Source organism: Pseudomonas sp. R15(2017) (genome assembly GCF_002112685.1).
Taxonomy (GTDB): Bacteria; Pseudomonadota; Gammaproteobacteria; order Pseudomonadales; family Pseudomonadaceae; genus Aquipseudomonas; species Aquipseudomonas glycinae.
Genome location: NZ_NEII01000007.1, coordinates 175,423 through 193,754 on the forward strand (window position 1 = coordinate 175,423; position 18,332 = coordinate 193,754).

The following is an 18,332-nucleotide window of genomic DNA, read 5'->3' on the forward strand; positions in this document are numbered from 1 at the left end:
TAACTCAAATTCATATTTTTTATGCTTTGGATAACCAACTGGAATACGAACATGGACCTGGCCAACCTCAATGCTTTTATCGCGATTGCCGAGACCGGAAGCTTCTCCGGCGCCGGCGAACGGCTGCACCTGACACAACCGGCGATCAGCAAACGCATCGCCGGGCTGGAGCAGCAATTGAATGTGCGGCTGTTCGACCGGCTGGGTCGTGAAGTGGGTCTGACTGAGGCCGGTCGGGCCCTGCTGCCACGGGCTTATCAGATTCTCAACGTGCTGGACGACACGCGCCGCGCGTTGACCAACCTGACCGGCGAAGTCACCGGTCGCCTGACCCTGGCCACCAGTCACCACATCGGTCTGCACCGCTTGCCGCCCTTATTGAGGGAATACACCCGCCGCTACCCACAGGTGGCGCTGGATATTCAGTTCCTCGATTCGGAAGTGGCCTACGAAGAAATCCTCCACGGTCGCGCAGAGCTGGCGGTCATCACCCTGGCGCCGGAGCCACATACGCTGGTCAAGGCCACCCCGGTGTGGGATGACCCGCTGGATTTCGTGGTCGCCCCGGAACATTCATTGATCAGCAATGGCGCCGTCACATTGGCGGACATTGCCGGCCATCCAGCGGTTTTCCCCGGCGGCAACACCTTTACTCACCATATTGTCCAACGGCTGTTCGAGGCTCAGGGCCTGACGCCGAACATCGCCATGAGCACCAACTACCTGGAAACCATCAAGATGATGGTGTCGATCGGCCTGGCCTGGAGCGTTTTGCCGCGCACGATGCTCGATGAGCAGGTGGCGCGCATACCTTTACCGGGCATACAGCTCAGTCGCCAGCTAGGCTATATCCTGCACACTGAAAGGACGCTGTCGAATGCTGCACGGGCGTTTATGGCCCTGCTGGACGCTCAAATCGATCTGCCAGGGACTCTCGGCTAACTTGTGCTACTCCTATAGAGCTGCCGCCCCTGTGCCAAACGCCCAAATCAGCTCAAGGCCCCTTAACAATGCCGAAATCTGTTGACCGTATTCCGCCGATGCCGCGTATTCAGGCCATTGATCCACGGCGATCCGAGCAGAGCTGGGAGAGTGCGCCGCAATTGCTCGCGGCGCTCAACGGTGCCCGGCTCGGCGCCTGGTACTGGGACATCGAGCGCGGGCAGATCAGCTGGTCGCGCGGCACTCAGGCCTTGTTCGGCTTCGACCCGCGGCAACCGCTGCCCGAAGACCTGGAATACCTCGACCTGCTGCCACCGGAAGACCGGGCGAAAACCATCCGCGCCTTCCACGCCGTGATTGCCGGCGCGCCGCTGGAACAGGCAATGCACCACCGCATCCGCTGGCCCGACGGCAGCCTGCACTGGCTGGAGATCAACGGCAGCCTGCTCCCCGACAAACACGGTCGCCCCCGAATGATCGGGGTGATCCGCGAAATCACCCACCAGCGGCAACGGGAACAGGCGCTCAGCAGTTCGGAGAAACGTTTTGCGACACTGTTTCATCTGTGCCCGAACATGGTGCTGCTGACCCGCCAGGAAGACGGCCTGATCAGCGAGGCCAACCAGTATTTCGAAAGCCTGTTCGGCTGGCCGGTGCAGAGCGCCATCGGGCGCACCACCCTGGAACTGGGCCTGTGGGTGCATCCCGAGCAACGGGCGGAGCTGGTCAAGAAGACCAAGGCCAAGGGCGAACTGGTCAGCATGGAGGTGCAGTTCCGCGCCAGCAATGGCCAGATCCACGACGGCATCCTCAGCGCGCAAAAGGTCGAACTCGAAGGCCAGCCTTACCTGCTCAGCACTTTTCTCGACACTACCGAACGAAAAGCCGCCGAACATGCCCTGAAAGACAGCCAGGAACGCCTCGATCTGGCACTGGATTCGGCGCAACTCGGCACCTGGGACTGGCACATTCCCAGCGGCATGCTCTACGGTTCGGCCCGCGCTGCGCAATTACACGGCCTGGAGCCGAAACCGTTCCATGAATCGTTCGAAGAGTTCTTCGAGGGCGTACCCGGCGAAGAACGCGACAGCATGCGCGACGCCTATCGCAGCCTGCGCGAAGGCCCGGCGGGCAATTATCAGCTGACTTACCGCGTGCAATTGCCGGACGGCAGCTCGCGCTATCTGGAAAGCCGAGCCCGCCTCTATCGCGACGACAACGGCGTACCGCTGCGGATGGCCGGCACCCTGCTGGACATCACCGATCAGGTTGAACGCGAGCAACGGCTGGTGGCTTCGGAAGAGAAATTCGCCACGCTGTTCCAGGTCAGCCCCGATCCAATCTGCGTGACCCGCCAGGAAACCGGGGAATTCATCGAGATCAACTCCAGTTTCTCCCAGACTTTCGGCTGGAGCGCCGCTGATGTGATCGGCCATACCGCCGAAGAAATCGGCCTGTGGGACGCCTCGGCGAAAAGCCTGCAACGCATCGAACGGGTGATCCGCGAACAGGGCCTGAGCAATGTCGCGATCATCGTCCAGCACAAGGACGGCCAGTCGCTGACCTGCGTGATTTCCAGCCGTCAGATCAGCGTCGGCAACCAGCCGTGCATCGTTACCACGCTGCGCGACATCACCCAGCAACAGCGCTCGGAAGCGGCGCTCAAGGCCAGCGAAGAGAAATTCGCCAAGGCGTTCCACTCCAGTCCCGACGCCATCACCATCACCGAGCGCGACACCGGACGTTATCTTGAGGTCAACGACGGTTTCTGCCGCCTCACCGGCTACCGCGCCGACGAAGTGGTGGGCAAAACCGTGTACCAGGTCGGCATCTGGGCCGAGGAAAAACAGCGCTCGGCACTGCTGGCCGAACTGCAGATCAAGGGCCGCGTACACCATCAGGAAATGCTCGGGCGCAACAAGCGCGGCGAGATCCTGACGGTGGAGGTCTCGGTCGAGCCGATCACCCTCAACGAAACCGCCTGCCTGCTGCTCACCGCCCGGGACGTCAGCCTGCTGAAGAACGCCGAGGCGCAGATCCGCCACTTGGCCTATCACGATCCGCTGACCAACCTGCCCAACCGCGCACTGCTGATGGATCGCCTGAGCCAGCAGATCGCCCTGCTCAAGCGCCACAACCTGCGCGGCGCGCTGCTGTTTCTCGATCTGGATCACTTCAAGCACATCAATGACTCGCTGGGTCATCCGGTCGGTGACACGGTGCTGAAAATCATCACCGCACGACTTGAGGCCAGCGTGCGCATGGAAGACACCGTGGCGCGGCTCGGTGGCGATGAATTCGTGGTGTTGCTCAGCGGTCTGGAGGGCACGCGCAATGAAGTCAGTGCCCAGGTGCGCGAGCTGGCCGACACCATTCGCGAGTTGCTGTCGGAGCCGATGTTCCTCGACGGCCAGCGCCTGCAAGTGACGCCGAGCATCGGCGTGGCGCTGATTCCCGATCACGGCTCGACCCCGACCGACCTGCTCAAACGCGCCGACATTGCGCTGTACCGGGCCAAGGATTCCGGGCGCAACACCACGCAGATGTATCACAACACCATGCAGAAAGCGGCCAGCGAACGGCTGCGCATGGAGACCGACCTGCGCCTGGCGCTGTCCCGTGGCGAATTCGACGTGCATTACCAACCGCAGATCGACGCCCGGGACAATCGCATAATCGGCGCCGAAGCCCTGGTGCGCTGGAATCACCCGGAACTCGGCGCGCAATCACCCACCGAATTCATCAAGGTGCTGGAAGACAGCGGGCTGATTCTGGAGGTCGGCACCTGGATCCTCGACGAGGCGTGCGAAGCCTTCAAGCAGTTGATCGCCGAAAAGCTGATCGATCCTCTGGCTTTCAGCCTGTGCGTGAACATCAGCCCCCGGCAGTTCCGCCAGAACGACTTCGTCGAGCGCATCGAACACAGCATGAGCAGCCACGGCCTGCCCTGCTCGTTGCTGAAACTGGAGATTACCGAAGGCATCGTCATTCAGAACCTGGAAGACACCATCAGCAAGATGCGTCGTCTGAAAAAACTCGGCGTGAGTTTTGCCATGGACGATTTCGGCACCGGCTATTCATCGTTGACCTATCTGAAGCGATTGCCGGTGGACACGCTGAAGATCGATCAGTCGTTTATCCGCGACGCCACCAGCGATCCCAACGACGCCGAAATCATCCGCGCCATCGTCGCCATGGCCCGCAGCCTGGAATTGGAGGTGATCGCCGAAGGCGTGGAAACCCCGGAACAGCTGGCCTTCCTGCAGGGGTTGGGCTGCCATTTGTATCAGGGTTATCTGCACAGCCGGCCGTTGCCGCTGGAGGGGTTGAAGGGGTTGCTGGAATGACCCGACACCTGCGATTGCTTGTCGCAAGTATTGACCCAGGCCGGTAATTGCCAGGGCTGGCGGCAACCTGTAGGGTCGCGTTTTTTCGCGCTGTTTCGAGATCGATCATGCAGGATGCAACCCTCCCCCGCCCGGCCCTGCTGGGCATTGACCTTGGCACCACCAACAGTTTGATCGCCGTCTGGCAGGACGGTCAGGCCCGATTGATTCCCAACGCCCTAGGCGAGGTACTGACCCCGTCGGTGGTCAGCCTCGATGAAGACGAGACCATTCTGGTCGGCAAAGCCGCACGCGCACGCCTCACGACCCACCCGGAACGCACGGCCGCCGCGTTCAAGCGATTCATGGGCAGCGACCGGCAGATTGAACTCGGCACCAAAACCTTCAGCCCGGAAGAATTGTCGGCACTGGTGCTGGGCTCACTCAAGCAGGACGCCGAAGCCTTTCTCGGTCATCCGGTTTCTGAAGCGGTGATTTCCGTGCCGGCGTATTTCAGTGACGAGCAACGCAAACGCACGCTGTTCGCCGCCGAACTGGCGGGCCTGAAGGTTTCCCGACTGATCAACGAGCCGACCGCCGCTGCAATGGCGTACGGGCTGCACGAGCAAAAATTCGAACGCACGCTGATCTTCGATCTGGGCGGCGGGACGTTCGATGTCACGGTGCTGGAATATGCGTTGCCGCTGATTGAAGTGCATGCGTCCACCGGTGACAACTTTTTGGGTGGGGAGGACTTTACCGCTGCACTGCTGAACGCCTGTCTGAAAAGCTGGCAACTGACCCCGTCGATGATTGATCCGCAAGGCATGGCCAGCCTGGGCGATGCCTTGGAACAACTCAAATGCAAACTCGGCGAAGGACCTCAATCGCTGAGCTGGCGCCATGCCGACGAACTGTACGAATGGTCGCTGGATGAAGCCGCTGCCGTGAAGATCTGGGAACCGTTGCTGGCACGATTGCGCGCGCCGATCGAACAGGCCCTGCGCGATGCGCGCCTGAAACCACGGGATCTCGACAGTCTGGTGCTGGTCGGTGGGGCAACGCGGATGCCTGCGGTACAACAGTTGGTCGCCACACTGTTCGGACGCCTGCCCTACCGGCATCTTGATCCCGACACCCTCGTTGCACTGGGTGCGGCCACGCAAGCGGCCTGCAAGGCGCGCGATGGTGCGATCGAAGAACTGATTCTGACCGATGTCTGCCCGTATACGCTGGGCATCGCAACCATGCGTGACAAAGGCATCGACGGCGCCTTTTCGCCGATCATCGAACGCAACACCATCATCCCGACGTCACGGGTAGAGCGCTACCACACAACCCATCCCCGACAGGAGCTGCTGCGCATTGCCGTTTATCAGGGTGAGCGGCCGTGGGTACGTGACAACATCCTCATTGACGCTTTCGATGTCACCTTGACGCCCACCGATAACATTCAGGAGCTGGACGTACGCTTCAGTTACGACATCAACGGTCTGCTCGAAGTCGATGTCACGCTGCTAGAGACCGGCGAACGCCACAGCCACAGCATCGATCGCAGCCCCACCGGGCTGGATGAACAAGCACGCATAGACAGCCATAACCGTCTGTCGACTCTGAAGGTCCATCCACGCGACGCATTGCCCAACCGCACACTGCTGGCCCGTCTGGAGCGGGCATGGATGCAAAGTCTGGGCACGCAGCGCGAACACATTGCCGAGTGGCTGCACAACTTCACCACGGTACTCGGCGGACAGCAGCCGGCCGAGATCGCCAGCCACCGCTCAGAGCTCAACAAGGCGCTGGATCAACTGCGCCTCTAACCGTTGAGTCGCCGCAGAGCAGCCTGCAGACCACCGGACAGCATCTCGCCACCGCCGCTGTCCGGTGGCACCCCGTACCGGTTGGGCAACTTGTCACCGGGAAAGCCGAACAGCAGCAGCGGTAGAAACGGCAAGACCGGCGACACGGCCATGAATATCAGCAATGTGGGCAGGCCTCGTCCCATATCATGCAAACGGCGCAGAGTGGCACCGAATAACAGCAGAACACCCAGTAACAGGATCAGAATGCCAAAGAATGTGGTACCGCTGATCAATCCTGCCACCGGCGTAATCACCACACACCCCAGGACCTGGGCGATAAAAGCCTTGCGCCCCAGCCGCGACCCCAGGCGCCAGATCGCCCCTGCTGGCACCGGCTGAATATCACTTTTGGCCAACATCAAACGCTCCGACCAGGACAGCAAGGCACACAGCGCCAGGCGCAAGCCGGTACTGTTCTTCACGTCATCCTTGCCCTGCTGCAATTGGCGCAGCACTCGCGTTTTCGGCACTCCGGCAGCGCCATAGCGAACCATGGCCTTGAGCGAATCGAGGGCCTCGTATGCCAACAGTTTGTCGACCCCAAAATCCGTCAACACCTTGCGCGGCGGCCACACCGGCTCGCCCTTGATCAAGCCGTCACGAAACCCTTCGAACCAGTCATCCTCGCAACTGACTGCCGCGATGGACTGCAGCAAGGCACGATGCTGCTCGGCGCTCAGGCTCGGGTCGTGATAGAGCACGCCCCAGAACATCAACAGCCCCAACAGATCGTCGCCACACGCAGCGCGGTCGCTCTCGATGCAGGTGTAAAGCAGAGTATTGGCAGGCAATCGGGCGCTGTCGAGTGCCTGCTGCACGCTGAACAAGTGCTGCACCAACAAGCCGTGCACCGGATCATTGCCTTGCAGCCAGCCCAGTAAACCGTCGCAATTGCCTTGCTCGCGTTGCAACCGCCGCAACAGTGGCTGCAGTCGACTCAAAGGATGAGCCGGACTGAACGGCAGACGCTCCAGGCACTGCCCATCGATCATTGGCAGCCAGCGCTCCGGCTGATCCAGCAACGCCAGCAAAAACACGGTTTGAGCGTGCCACTCCCAGGCAGCCTCGCCCAGCCCGACCGGCGGCAACCCTATCCCGCGACGGCTCAACTGAAGGAGCAGATCGAGCTCGGACAAGTCACAGTCGTCTTTGACGGCGCCCAATGTGAATGCTTCGGCGATGCGTTCCAGGGCGGTGTCACTGTAGGGCCGCAAGCGACGCAGCCACAGGCGACAGACCTTGTGCAGCTCGCCTGTTGTCAGTGCCTGCGGCAATTGCTGCGATATTGAATCCGCTTCGCTGAATACGCTCATAGCCTGCGCAATCGGCGCATTCTCCAACCAGCGCAGATGTTGTCCGGCCTGAACTTTGAACCCGCTCAACACCAGGCATTCAAGCGCATCGACCGGGAGCGGCTGATCCAGAATCCGCTGCAGCAAGACCGCATCACCGCGATGCAGCGCCCAGGCATGCCGGTACAGTTGCAGCAGCCTGCTGTCGGCATTCTCACCCAGCAGTTGGGCAAGCAACGGGAGCTCATCGCCTGTCATGCGCCAATCGACAAAACTTTGCGCCAGGCTATCGAGCTTCAACCGTCCAATACCCAACCAACGGTTCAGCGTCTCGGGGCGTTGTGACGGACTGCCGTATACCTGCGCGTCATCCCCGAGATCCGCAGGCCACTCGGAGAAATCGCCCAGACAATCGAACGCCTGAATCAGCAAAGGCAGAAAAGTCGGTTGCCGCTTGGCGCATAATTCCAGCAGACGACTTTCGGCCATCGGATGGCGGAACTCGTTCCACAGTCGGATCCAGCACGGCAATGCCTGATCGTCCCGCCCCAGCAGACTGCTCTGACACGCCAACAGGTAAAGCCAGTCCACGTCATCCGGTGCTTCCAGCTGTTTTTCGACACAGCACTGCAAAAATATCGGTGCACCGATGCCCGCTTGGGTGAACTGCACCAGTAAACGTTTCATGAACACAGCATCATCCGGCAACGGCAGACACGTGTGCTGGCTGGCGAAGTCGGCGAATTCATGGAGGGGACGCTGGGTGAAAATAAAGTCGAGGCTGCGGGCGTACCAGAGTGTTTCGGTTTGCGCAGCCACTGACCAGGCGCTCATCAGATCGGTATCGAACGGGTCAGGCGTTTCGATTCGCTGCAAAAAGGCTTCCACCCGATGCGCGTCGTTGAATTCCAGATCCAGTAACTGCTGATGCCAGGCCAAACGCTTGGCCAACAGATTCGCGCAGTGGTAAGACAGCGGGCCGGCGTCGGCCATCCGGTGGTAGAGCCCCCAACTGATTTCATCGAGCTGCTCCAGCGACAGCTCGTCCAGCACCCGGACAAATGCCTGCCACGCCTCGAAGTTGAAACGTCGCGCGGGATCGTCAAGTAATTCGCAGAAATCCACGAACGCCTGCGGGACCTCGACAACCTCCTGCCCTGACTCTTCAGTTTCTTCCTCGGGCGCTTCTTCCTCGCCTTCCCGCGCCAGACGCAACGCGTTTTCGTAGGCCATGCGCAGCGCCTGAAATCCTTCAGGATCGGTTTCCGGATGATGCGACGGCAATCGTGCGCGGTAGGCATCGCGAATCAGGGTTTCGTCGGAGGTGGGCTCGATGCCCAGGCGAATCCAGCAACTCATGACCAGTCGAACTCCTTGAGCGATGCCGGACGGGGTAACGAATCAATTTCCATGTGCCAGGGCAGGTCGGCGAGAAAGTGCGGGATGTTCTGGGCGAGGCCGCGGGTGATCCGCAGGTTATGAGCACTGTCCCCCTGCCGCTCCAACTCCCAGGCCAGCTCGTCGTCGCTTGTGTTCAGGCAGCACCAAAAGCTGCGACCCACAACAAAGCCATTGAAGTAGGACATCCAGTTACCGTAGTGAAACTGCGCCCTGACGGCCAAACGACTGTGCAGCCAGTTGCTTTCGGCCAGATCAATCCACTGATTGCGCACTGCGCAACGCAATAGAAACCCCATCCGCCCGTAGTCCCAGGACAAGATCCCTCCTGGACCACAACCGCCGAAAGTGCGACTGGCAAACTCATGAAGAACACGCTCACGGGGGCTCAGTTCTTCGAGCAGGCGCTGCCATTCACTCGGCAGACAACGTTGCCATGCCAAATAGGCGCCACTCAGGTGCTTCGCATGTCCGTCGTCCGTCATCCATTGAAGCATGTCGAACAATTGTCGCCGGTCATCGATTCCCCAGCTGCCTTTCAGATCGATATAGCGGTCGTCGCAGAAGGCAGGGTCGTCATACCCGGCGCCGGTATTGAGCGCTGCCATTGGCGCAGAAAGGGCGCACAGCCAGCGCTGTTGAATATCGTCCATGAAAAAAGGCTCCAGGCCGACCGCTAAGGATGGGGTCGGCTAAACTGCGGCGGATTGTAGAGAAACCGCCGCTGGCGGCAAAGTCGAACAGCCATTTTCCTGCGCCCACAAAAAAGGCCCCGACGTGTCGGGGCCTTCATTCAGCGGCTTATCGCCCGTTCAGACGATTTGTTTCTGCAAGTGACTCAGTGTTGCAGAGCCGGCTGCGCCCCATTGATCGGGATGCGCTTGGCTTTCGCCTCTTCCGGAATCACGCGCAGCAGGTCGATGCTCAACAGACCGTTGCTCAGGCCGGCGGCCTTGATCTCGATGTGATCGGCCAGGCGGAAGGACAGCTTGAATGCACGCTGGGCAATGCCCTGGTGCAGGAACGTGACGCCTTCATTGGCATCACGCTTGCCGCCACTGATGGTCAGCACGCCTTTTTCGACTTGCAGTTCCAGGTCTTCTTCCTGGAAACCGGCCGCCGCCACGACGATGCGGTATTGATCGTCACCGTGTTTTTCCACGTTGTAAGGCGGATAGGTGCTGCCTGGCTCGTTGCGCAGGGCGGTTTCGAACAGGTCGTTGAAACGGTCGAAACCTACCGAGGAACGGAACAGTGGAGCGAGGGAAAATGCAGTACTCATGATTCAAATCTCCTGAAAACAATCAGCAAGTTTTTTTGTCTCCGCGACCCGAATTCGGCATCGCGTAACCCTTAGATAGGGACCTGCGTTTTGTTTTCAAGAGATCGTTTGAAGATTTTTTTCAGGCGGCTTCGGCGACCGGCAAACCCAGCAAACGCGAGACCTGATCCGGCTCGGTCTCCCGGCGCAGCACGGTGAAAAGCTCGACGGCTTCGGGATAATTGCGGGTCAGCATGGCCAGCCATTGCTTCAAACGGCCAGGCGATTGGCGCGCGGTCATTTGCGCTTTGGCTTGCAGCCAGAAGTCCTGGATCAGTGGCATCAGCTCGGCCCAGGTCATCTCGACGACTTCTTCGCCGGCACGGGCGGCGGCGATCTGACGGGCCAGGTCCGGGCGCGACACCAGACCGCGACCGAGCATGATGTCTTCGACGCCGCTGATTTCCCGGCAGCGTCGCCAGTCCTCGACGCTCCAGATGTCGCCGTTGGCAAATACCGGCACCTTGACCACATCTTGTACGCGCGGGATCCACTCCCAATGGGCCGGTGGCTTATAGCCGTCGACCTTGGTCCGGGCGTGCACCACGATGTGTTCGGCGCCGCCTTCGGCCAGTGCCGTGGCGCACACCAGCGAGCCGTCCGGGCTGTCGAAACCCAGGCGCATCTTGGCGGTAACCGGAATGTGCGCAGGTACGGCGCGACGCACGTGTTCGACGATCCGATTGAGCAGTTCCGGCTCCTTGAGCAGTACCGCACCGCCACGGGACTTGTTGACGGTCTTGGCCGGGCAACCGAAGTTCAGGTCGATCACTTCGGAGCCCAGCTCACAGGCCAGCGCCGCGTTTTCCGCCAGGCACACCGGATCGGAACCCAGCAACTGCACACGCAGTGGCACGCCGGAAGCGGTGCGCGCACCGTTGAGCAGTTCAGGGCCGAATTTGTGGAAATAGGCCGGGGTCAGCAACTGGTCGTTGACCCGAATGAACTCGGTCACGCACCAGTCAATACCGCCGACACGGGTCAGGACATCGCGCAGGATGTCGTCGACCAACCCTTCCATCGGCGCCAGAGCAATTTGCATGGGAAACACACACTCAAGGAAAAACGTGCGGCAGTTTACTGGGTTTCGCGGGTTAAACCCATGTCCGCCGTCTGTATGGCCGGGCCGTAGCCTTCGATGAACTCGGCGGGCATGCGCTTGGGTTTGCCGGTGGACAGTTCGATGCAGACAAAGGTGGTCTGGGCGCGCAGCAGCGTGGCGTTGTCGCTGGGGCGAACCAGCTGGAAGTGACGGGTCATTTTCAGGCGCTGGTCCCAATCGACGATCCAGGTCGCCAGTTGCAGCTCGTCGCCTTCATAGGCGGCGGCCAGGTAATCGATTTCGTGGCGTACAACGGCCATTGCCCGATCCAGCCGCCGGTACTCGACCAGATCCAGGCCCAGGCGCTGTGAGTGGCGCCAGGCGCAGCGCTCGAGCCAGGTCACATAGACCGCGTTGTTGGCGTGGCCCAGCCCGTCGATGTCCTCGGCGCCCACTTGCAGATCAATGGTAAACGGCGTTGCCCGATCCCAGCCCATGCCCTACTCCCGGTCAAATGATTCAACCGGGGCAGTGTAACGGATGACTAGGCCGATTGCCGCGCCTGAAGGCTGCGCCCGGCCAGCAGTGATAACACGCCATCAATCACCCGAGGGTCGGCCAGTACGCGTTGATGGCCGCCGGCCTCCAGGCGCAGCAAGCGACTGTCGAACCAGGATTCGTGGATCAATTGGGATTCCTTGACCGAAACGAAGGTGTCGTCCTCGGCATGCACGATCAGGCCTGGCATATCCAGTTGATAGTGGGCGACATCGAGGGTGGCGGCGCGCATGCCGACGTCCTGTTCAACCTCGCGAATGAACGCGGAACGAGCTCTGGGCGGCATGCCGACGTAGCGGGCAAATCCGCGCAACACCCCGAGAATTCGCGCTGGAGCGGCGATGCTCACCAGGGTTTCGGTGCGCAAGCCCAATTGCACCGCGAGCATGGCACTGGCACCGCCCATGGAATGGCCGATGACCGCTTGCAACGGCGGCAATTCGGCCGCGGCCTCAAGCATCGCACGGGCGAACAGCACCACATTGGCTTCGCGCCCCGGCGAGCGACCGTGGGCCGGACCATCCAGCGCGACAACCGTGTAGCCCGCGTCGACCAGCGCCGTGATCAACGCGGCAAACTGGGTGGGTCGCCCTTCCCAGCCGTGCATCAGCAAGACAGTCGGGCCTTGCCCCCAACGCAGGGCCGAAAGACCGAAACGCAAGGTGATGCGTTCGGATCTCGCCAGCAGCGGCAACTCCCAATCCCGCGGTGTATTCGCGCGAGGCGTCATGAACGCCAGCCGCATTTTGCTCGCCACCAGTTTCGGTGCGAACCAGCCCAAGGTGCCATTAACGCCGCGAACCCACTTCAACGTGCTCATCGCTCTCTCCTCGGGCTTGTAGCCTTCAGGTCAACGCACCGCCGACTTGGCAGCGCGCAGCAATCGATCGGATAAATCCCCAGGGCCCAACGCCCTGGCGAGCGCCAGGCCACCCACCATCAAGGCCACGTCGGCCAACGCTTTGTCGGTGTCTTCCGGCGTTGCGGCCAACTGCGCAATCATCAATTCCAGGTGTTCGTTCAACGCGATCCGGAACGCCTCTGGCAAACGGCCCAACTCGCCGATGGAGGCTGGAATCGGGCACGCCGAATCGCTGGAATCACGATGCTTGCGCGACAGGTAGAACGCAGCCACCAGGGCGCGGCGCTCTTCACCGGTCAGCTCGCTGTCCATTTCGGCAATCAGGTCGCGACGGCGACCGAGCAATTGCTTGAACGCCTCAAGCATCATTGCGTCCTTGCTTTCGAAGTGGGCGTAGAAGCCACCGACGGTCAGGCCAGCCGCCCCCATCACTTCGCCCACGCTCGGTTCAGCCGGGCCGCGCTGGATCAGTGCAGCACTGGCGGCCTTGAGAATGCGTTCGCGGGTTTGAGCTTTCTTGTCGTTCATCGTCGCCTCCGAATATTACGATAGCAATATTATTCTCATAATAATATTCCGCAAGTCACAAGCGTGACCGCTGGTCTGAAGCACAGTGTTAAGGAAAAAGAGGATTTGGCCAAACGCCAGACAAACAAAAGGGCCATTCAATAATTGAATGACCCTTATAAAATCCCGCAGAGCGGGTAATCGTGGCGTCCCCTAGGGGACTCGAACCCCTGTTACCGCCGTGAAAGGGCGGTGTCCTAGGCCACTAGACGAAGGGGACACAAACCTTCTATACAACTGATCAGCGCTGAGTACTGATCGATTCAAGGCCGGTGTGGCCAGACCTTGAACTGTAAATTGGTGGAGCTAAGCGGGATCGAACCGCTGACCTCCTGCATGCCATGCAGGCGCTCTCCCAGCTGAGCTATAGCCCCGGATTTTTCGCCTCTCGGCGGAGCGACATCTTGCAACATCGCTTCTGTAAAACTGGCGTCCCCTAGGGGACTCGAACCCCTGTTACCGCCGTGAAAGGGCGGTGTCCTAGGCCACTAGACGAAGGGGACGCAAACCCTTCTATACAACTGATCAACACTGAGTGTTGATCGCTTCGAAGCCGGTGTGGCCACGCTTCGAAGTGTAAATTGGTGGAGCTAGACGGGATCGAACCGTCGACCTCTTGCATGCCATGCAAGCGCTCTCCCAGCTGAGCTATAGCCCCTCATCGTTGATGTCATCGCTGAGGACGGGGCGAATCTTAAGGGCGTATCGAAAGGCTGTCAAACTTATTTTTGAAAAATTTCAAAATTTTTTGTCGGCATTACAATCACTTACCGCCCTCCCCCCGTAAATTCGGGGGAAAACACCGAAGGACAGGATCAAAAGATCCTGACCTTCGGCGCGTCCTGCAGAGTCAAACGCAATCAGGCGATGGCGCCCAACAGCTTTTCCCACTCTTTGTTTTCTTTCTTCGACACGCCGCCCAGCAGGTCAATCGCCTGGCGCAGACGGAAACGGGTCAGGTCAGGCCCGAGGATTTCCATTGCATCGAGCACCGACACCGAACTCGCCTGCCCGGTAATCGCGGCAAACATCAGCGGCATCGCGTCACGCAGCTTCAGCTCAAGGGATTCAACCACCGCCTGAATCGTTGCGGTGATGCTGTCCTTCTCCCACTGACGCAGGCTTTCCAGCTTCCACAGGATCAATTGCATCAACTGACGAACCTGATCGCCCGAGAGCTTTTTCGATTCGAACAGCTTGGCATCCGGGTTCACGCCACCGGCAAAGAAGAACCCGGCCAGCGGTGCAACCTGGCTGAAGGTTTCGACACGGCCCTGAACATGCGGCGCGATCTTCATCATGTACTCGGAGTTGAACGCCCACTTCTGTACCCGCGCGGCGAACTCTTCCACCGGCAGATCACGCAACCACTGGCCGTTGAGCCACGACAGCTTCTCGATATCGAAAATCGGCCCGCCCAGCGACACGCGCTTGAGGTCGAAGTTGTCGACCATTTCCTGCAACGAGAACTTCTCGCGCTCGTCCGGCATCGACCAGCCCATGCGGCCCAGGTAGTTAAGCATCGCCTCAGGCATGAAACCCATGCGCTCGTAGAACGTCACCGAAGTCGGGTTCTTGCGCTTGGACAGCTTGCTCTTGTCCGGGTTACGCAGCAGCGGCATGTAGCACAGCTCCGGTTGTTCCCAGCCGAAGTACTCGTAGAGCAGGATCAGTTTCGGCGCAGACGGCAGCCATTCTTCGCCGCGCAGCACGTGGGTGATGCCCATCAGGTGGTCGTCGACCACGTTGGCCAGGAAGTACGTCGGCAGGCCGTCGGTCTTCATCAGCACTTGCATGTCCATGCGATCCCACGGGATCTCGACGTCGCCACGCAGCATGTCCGGCACCACGCAGACGCCTTCGCTCGGCACCTTCATGCGGATCACGTGGGGTTCACCGGCAGCCAGGCGCCGGGCGACTTCTTCCTTGGACAGCAACAGTGCACGGCCGTCGTAACGCGGGGTTTCGCCGCGCGCCATTTGCTCGGCGCGCATCTGGTCCAGCTCTTCAGCGGTGCAGAAGCACGGGAAAGCATGGCCCATGTCGACCAGTTGCTGGCAATACTTCTGATAGATATCGCCGCGCTCACTTTGACGGTAAGGACCGTGCGGACCGCCAACGTCCGGGCCTTCGCTCCAGTCGATACCCAGCCAGCGCAGGGCATCGAAAATCTGCTGTTCGGACTCGCGGGTCGAACGCAACTGATCGGTGTCTTCGATTCGCAGGATGAACTCACCGCCGTGCTGCTTGGCAAAGCAGTAGTTGAACAGTGCGATGTAAGCGGTACCTACGTGGGGATCCCCGGTAGGCGATGGCGCGATGCGAGTGCGGACGGTGGTCATGGCATGTCTCGAAAAGAATGAAAAGCAAAGAACGATCAAGCGGCGAATGGTAACAGGCGACACCCGCCCCGCTCCAGCGGGCAGGGCATTTAAGCCAAGGTTGCGCCTGGAACGCCCGTTGGCCGTGGTGAATGGCCGAATATCAACAGACGGCATTTACCGTTCATCGGCTGTATGCCAGATTCGCCTGCTGATAACTTTCCTTACAATTCCTCGACTACAGTTTGCCCATGCCTGCCCAACTCAAGCGTCGCCTGTTGATTTTCCTGCTGCTGGTCCTGCTGATTGCCGGGGGCTTTTTCGCCCATTGGTTTTTCAAGGGACGCTTTTATGAAAGCACCGACAACGCCTATGTCCAGGGTGAAATCACCCGCGTGTCGAGTCAGTTGAGCGCACGCATCGACGAAGTCCTGGTGCAGGACAACCAGCATGTGGAAAAGGGCCAGTTGCTGATCCGTCTCGAACCGAATGATTTCCGTCTGGCCGTCGATCGCGCCAACGCCGCTCTCGCCACCCGCGAAGCCGAGCGCCTGCAAGCCCAAAGCAAACTGACCCAGCAAGCCAGCCTGATCGCCGCCAGCGATGCGCAAGTGGCAACCACGCAAGCCACCCTCGGGCGCTCGCAGATGGACTTGTCGCGGGCAGAAACCCTGCGCAAACCCGGCTACGTCTCCGAGGAGCGGGTCACCACCCTCTCCGCCGACGCCCATATCGCCCGCTCGCAGGTGGCCAAGGCCCAGGCCGATGCCCAGAGCCAGCGCCAGCAAGTCAACGCACTGACGGCCGAAATCAAACGCCTCGACGCGCAGATCGCCAACGCCCGCGCCGACCTCGCCCAGGCCGAACTGAACCTGACCCGCAGCGAAATCCACGCGCCGATCAGCGGCCTGATCGGCCAGCGTGCCGCGCGTAATGGTCAAGTGGTGCAGGCCGGTGCGTACCTGCTGTCGATCGTTCCGGACGAAGACATCTGGGTGCAGGCCAACTTCAAGGAAACCCAGATCGGCCACATGCAGCCAGGCCAGAAGGCCGAGCTGATTTTCGACGCCTATGGTGATACGCCGATAGAAGCCCGGGTCGACAGTCTGTTCGCCGCCTCTGGCGCGCAGTTCAGCCTGTTGCCGCCGGACAACGCCACCGGCAACTTCACCAAGGTGGTACAGCGGATTCCGGTCAAACTGACCTTCAAGGCCGATAACCCGTTGCGCGGCAAGATCCGTCCGGGCATGTCGGTCACCGCCACCGTGAATATCAAAGACGCCCCGGACAATGGCCGGTGATCAACTGATCCGCCCGGTCGGCGAACCGACCCGGCGGGACTGGATTGCGGTGATGAGCGTGATGCTCGGCGCCTTCATGGCGGTGCTCGACATCCAGATCACCAACTCCTCGCTCAAGGATATTCAGGGCGCCCTGTCGGCGACGCTGGAAGAAGGCTCGTGGATTTCGACGTCTTATCTGGTGGCGGAAATCATCATGATTCCGCTGACCGCCTGGCTGGTGCAGTTGCTGTCGGCACGGCGGCTGGCGGTGTGGGTGTCGCTGGGGTTTCTGATTTCTTCGCTGCTGTGCTCGATGGCCTGGAGTCTGGAGAGCATGATCGTGTTTCGCGCCATGCAGGGCTTCACCGGTGGCGCGCTGATCCCGCTGGCGTTCACCCTGACCCTGATCAAACTCCCCGAACACCACCGCGCCAAAGGCATGGCGATGTTTGCCATGACCGCCACCTTCGCCCCATCCATCGGCCCGACCCTCGGCGGCTGGCTCACGGAAAATTGGGGCTGGGAGTACATCTTCTATATCAACATCCCGCCGGGGCTGATCATGATCGCCGGGCTGATGTACGGTCTGGAGAAGAAAGAAGCGCACTGGGAGCTGCTGAAAAGCACCGATTACACCGGTATTCTCACCCTGGGTGTCGGCCTCGGTTGCCTGCAGGTTTTCCTTGAGGAAGGCCACCGCAAGGACTGGCTGGAATCGAGCCTGATCGTAACGCTGGGCAGCATTGCCCTGCTGAGCCTGATCACCTTTGTGATCGTGCAGATTTCCAAACCCAACCCGCTGATCAACCTCGGCATCCTGCGCAATCGCAACTTCGGGCTGTCGAGTATTTCCAGCCTCGGCATGGGCGTCGGGCTGTACGGTTCGATCTATCTGCTGCCGCTGTACCTGGCGCAAATCCAGAACTACAACGCCCTGCAGATCGGCGAAGTGATCATGTGGATGGGCGTGCCGCAGCTGTTTCTGATTCCGCTGGTGCCGAAACTGATGAAATTCGTCTCGCCGAAATGGCTGTGCACAATCGGTTTCGGGCTGTTCGGGCTGGCGAGTTTTTCATCCGGGGTGCTCAATCCGGATTTCGCCGGGCCGCAGTTCAACCAGATCCAGATTATCCGCGCCCTCGGCCAGCCGCTGATCATGGTGACCATTTCGCTGATCGCCACGGCGTACATCCTGCCGCAGGACGCGGGTTCGGCGTCGAGCCTGTTCAACATTTTGCGCAACCTCGGCGGCGCCATCGGCATTGCCCTGCTCGCTACTTTGCTGGATGCGCGCACCAAGACCTATTTCGATTATTTGCGTGAAGCCGTGGTGCCGACCAATCCGCAGGTGGCCGAACGCCTGGCGTCGCTGACCGATCGGTTCGGCAGTGACACGGCGGCGTTGGGCAAGTTGAGCGAGATCGTGCATCAGCAGGCGCTGATCATGGCCTACAACGATGCGTTTCATTTTGTCGGGATTGCGCTGGGGATCAGCATGTTGGCGATTTTGCTGACCAAGAAATTGCCCGCCGGACTGAAGGCCGGCGAGGCGCATTAA

The 18,332-nt window shown here is 60.4% G+C and carries 13 protein-coding genes and 4 tRNA genes; 5 read left to right on the forward strand and 12 right to left on the reverse strand.

Translation table 11 applies throughout. The features are described 5' to 3' along the window. Positions 1-51 precede the first annotated feature (51 nt). The 3 genes from CAF77_RS16110 to CAF77_RS16120 all read left to right on the forward strand — a co-directional run bounded on the left by CAF77_RS16110 (position 52) and on the right by CAF77_RS16120 (position 6,088). Positions 52-942, forward strand: coding sequence for a LysR family transcriptional regulator (locus tag CAF77_RS16110; protein ID WP_007956444.1), 891 nt, complete (start codon positions 52-54; stop codon positions 940-942). Between the two features lie 68 nt (positions 943-1,010). Further along, entirely contained in the window at positions 1,011-4,289 is a 3,279-nt protein-coding gene (locus CAF77_RS16115; RefSeq protein ID WP_064378833.1) for a bifunctional diguanylate cyclase/phosphodiesterase, read from the forward strand. Positions 4,290-4,396: 107 nt separating this feature from the next. After that, complete coding sequence (locus CAF77_RS16120) at positions 4,397-6,088, forward strand: molecular chaperone HscC (protein ID WP_085655208.1); 1,692 nt, start codon at positions 4,397-4,399, stop codon at positions 6,086-6,088. On the opposite strand, the gene CAF77_RS16125 is transcribed toward CAF77_RS16120, so the two are convergent. From CAF77_RS16125 to gltX, 12 genes are all read right to left on the reverse strand, one after another. Next, the gene (locus tag CAF77_RS16125) at positions 6,085-8,781 is read right to left on the reverse strand and encodes a J domain-containing protein (protein WP_064378831.1); all 2,697 of its coding nucleotides are present in this window, start codon (positions 8,779-8,781) and stop codon (positions 6,085-6,087) included. The genes CAF77_RS16120 and CAF77_RS16125 overlap by 4 nt on opposite strands. Next, entirely contained in the window at positions 8,778-9,473 is a 696-nt protein-coding gene (locus CAF77_RS16130) for a DUF1266 domain-containing protein (protein ID WP_064378830.1), read from the reverse strand. The genes CAF77_RS16125 and CAF77_RS16130 overlap by 4 nt, the downstream gene beginning before the upstream one ends. Before the next feature lie 185 nt (positions 9,474-9,658). Continuing rightward, a complete protein-coding gene (locus CAF77_RS16135; protein ID WP_011333344.1) occupies positions 9,659-10,102 on the reverse strand; it encodes an Hsp20 family protein in 444 nt (147 codons plus the stop codon). 121 nt (positions 10,103-10,223) lie between these two features. Continuing rightward, positions 10,224-11,183 carry a tRNA-dihydrouridine synthase gene (locus CAF77_RS16140; RefSeq protein WP_011333343.1) on the reverse strand — a complete coding sequence of 320 codons (960 nt, stop codon included), beginning with the start codon at positions 11,181-11,183 and terminating at the stop codon, positions 10,224-10,226. 35 nt (positions 11,184-11,218) lie between these two features. After that, complete coding sequence (locus CAF77_RS16145; protein ID WP_064378829.1) at positions 11,219-11,680, reverse strand: thioesterase family protein; 462 nt, start codon at positions 11,678-11,680, stop codon at positions 11,219-11,221. A 47-nt stretch (positions 11,681-11,727) separates the two neighbouring features. Then, a complete protein-coding gene (locus CAF77_RS16150) occupies positions 11,728-12,561 on the reverse strand; it encodes an alpha/beta fold hydrolase (protein ID WP_064378828.1) in 834 nt (277 codons plus the stop codon). Between the two features lie 30 nt (positions 12,562-12,591). After that, on the reverse strand, positions 12,592-13,131 hold the full coding sequence (locus CAF77_RS16155; RefSeq protein WP_064378827.1) for a TetR/AcrR family transcriptional regulator: 540 nt from the start codon (positions 13,129-13,131) through the stop codon (positions 12,592-12,594). 183 nt (positions 13,132-13,314) lie between these two features. Continuing rightward, a tRNA-Glu gene (locus tag CAF77_RS16160) sits at positions 13,315-13,390 on the reverse strand. A gap of 78 nt (positions 13,391-13,468) precedes the next feature. Then, positions 13,469-13,544, reverse strand: a tRNA-Ala gene (locus CAF77_RS16165). Between the two features lie 53 nt (positions 13,545-13,597). Beyond that, a tRNA-Glu gene (locus CAF77_RS16170) sits at positions 13,598-13,673 on the reverse strand. A gap of 79 nt (positions 13,674-13,752) precedes the next feature. Beyond that, a tRNA-Ala gene (locus CAF77_RS16175) sits at positions 13,753-13,828 on the reverse strand. A 202-nt stretch (positions 13,829-14,030) separates the two neighbouring features. Further along, complete coding sequence (gene gltX, locus CAF77_RS16180) at positions 14,031-15,512, reverse strand: glutamate--tRNA ligase (protein ID WP_007956429.1); 1,482 nt, start codon at positions 15,510-15,512, stop codon at positions 14,031-14,033. 230 nt (positions 15,513-15,742) lie between these two features. Between gltX and CAF77_RS16185 the strand changes: the two genes are divergently transcribed. Continuing rightward, on the forward strand, positions 15,743-16,792 hold the full coding sequence (locus tag CAF77_RS16185; RefSeq protein ID WP_064378826.1) for an HlyD family secretion protein: 1,050 nt from the start codon (positions 15,743-15,745) through the stop codon (positions 16,790-16,792). A 49-nt stretch (positions 16,793-16,841) separates the two neighbouring features. Continuing rightward, entirely contained in the window at positions 16,842-18,332 is a 1,491-nt protein-coding gene (locus CAF77_RS16190) for an MDR family MFS transporter (RefSeq protein ID WP_170928965.1), read from the forward strand.

What these genes read in the sequence shown, in the direction of transcription:
- CAF77_RS16110 (WP_007956444.1), top strand. Translation starts at nt 52, where the DNA reads ATGGACCTGGCCAACCTCAATGCTTTTATCGCGATTGCCGAGACCGGA.
- CAF77_RS16115 (WP_064378833.1), top strand. Translation starts at nt 1,011, where the DNA reads ATGCCGAAATCTGTTGACCGTATTCCGCCGATGCCGCGTATTCAGGCC.
- CAF77_RS16120 (WP_085655208.1), top strand. Translation starts at nt 4,397, where the DNA reads ATGCAGGATGCAACCCTCCCCCGCCCGGCCCTGCTGGGCATTGACCTT.
- CAF77_RS16125 (WP_064378831.1), bottom strand. Translation starts at nt 8,781, where the DNA reads ATGAGTTGCTGGATTCGCCTGGGCATCGAGCCCACCTCCGACGAAACC.
- CAF77_RS16130 (WP_064378830.1), bottom strand. Translation starts at nt 9,473, where the DNA reads ATGGACGATATTCAACAGCGCTGGCTGTGCGCCCTTTCTGCGCCAATG.
- CAF77_RS16135 (WP_011333344.1), bottom strand. Translation starts at nt 10,102, where the DNA reads ATGAGTACTGCATTTTCCCTCGCTCCACTGTTCCGTTCCTCGGTAGGT.
- CAF77_RS16140 (WP_011333343.1), bottom strand. Translation starts at nt 11,183, where the DNA reads ATGCAAATTGCTCTGGCGCCGATGGAAGGGTTGGTCGACGACATCCTG.
- CAF77_RS16145 (WP_064378829.1), bottom strand. Translation starts at nt 11,680, where the DNA reads ATGGGCTGGGATCGGGCAACGCCGTTTACCATTGATCTGCAAGTGGGC.
- CAF77_RS16150 (WP_064378828.1), bottom strand. Translation starts at nt 12,561, where the DNA reads ATGAGCACGTTGAAGTGGGTTCGCGGCGTTAATGGCACCTTGGGCTGG.
- CAF77_RS16155 (WP_064378827.1), bottom strand. Translation starts at nt 13,131, where the DNA reads ATGAACGACAAGAAAGCTCAAACCCGCGAACGCATTCTCAAGGCCGCC.
- gltX (WP_007956429.1), bottom strand. Translation starts at nt 15,512, where the DNA reads ATGACCACCGTCCGCACTCGCATCGCGCCATCGCCTACCGGGGATCCC.
- CAF77_RS16185 (WP_064378826.1), top strand. Translation starts at nt 15,743, where the DNA reads ATGCCTGCCCAACTCAAGCGTCGCCTGTTGATTTTCCTGCTGCTGGTC.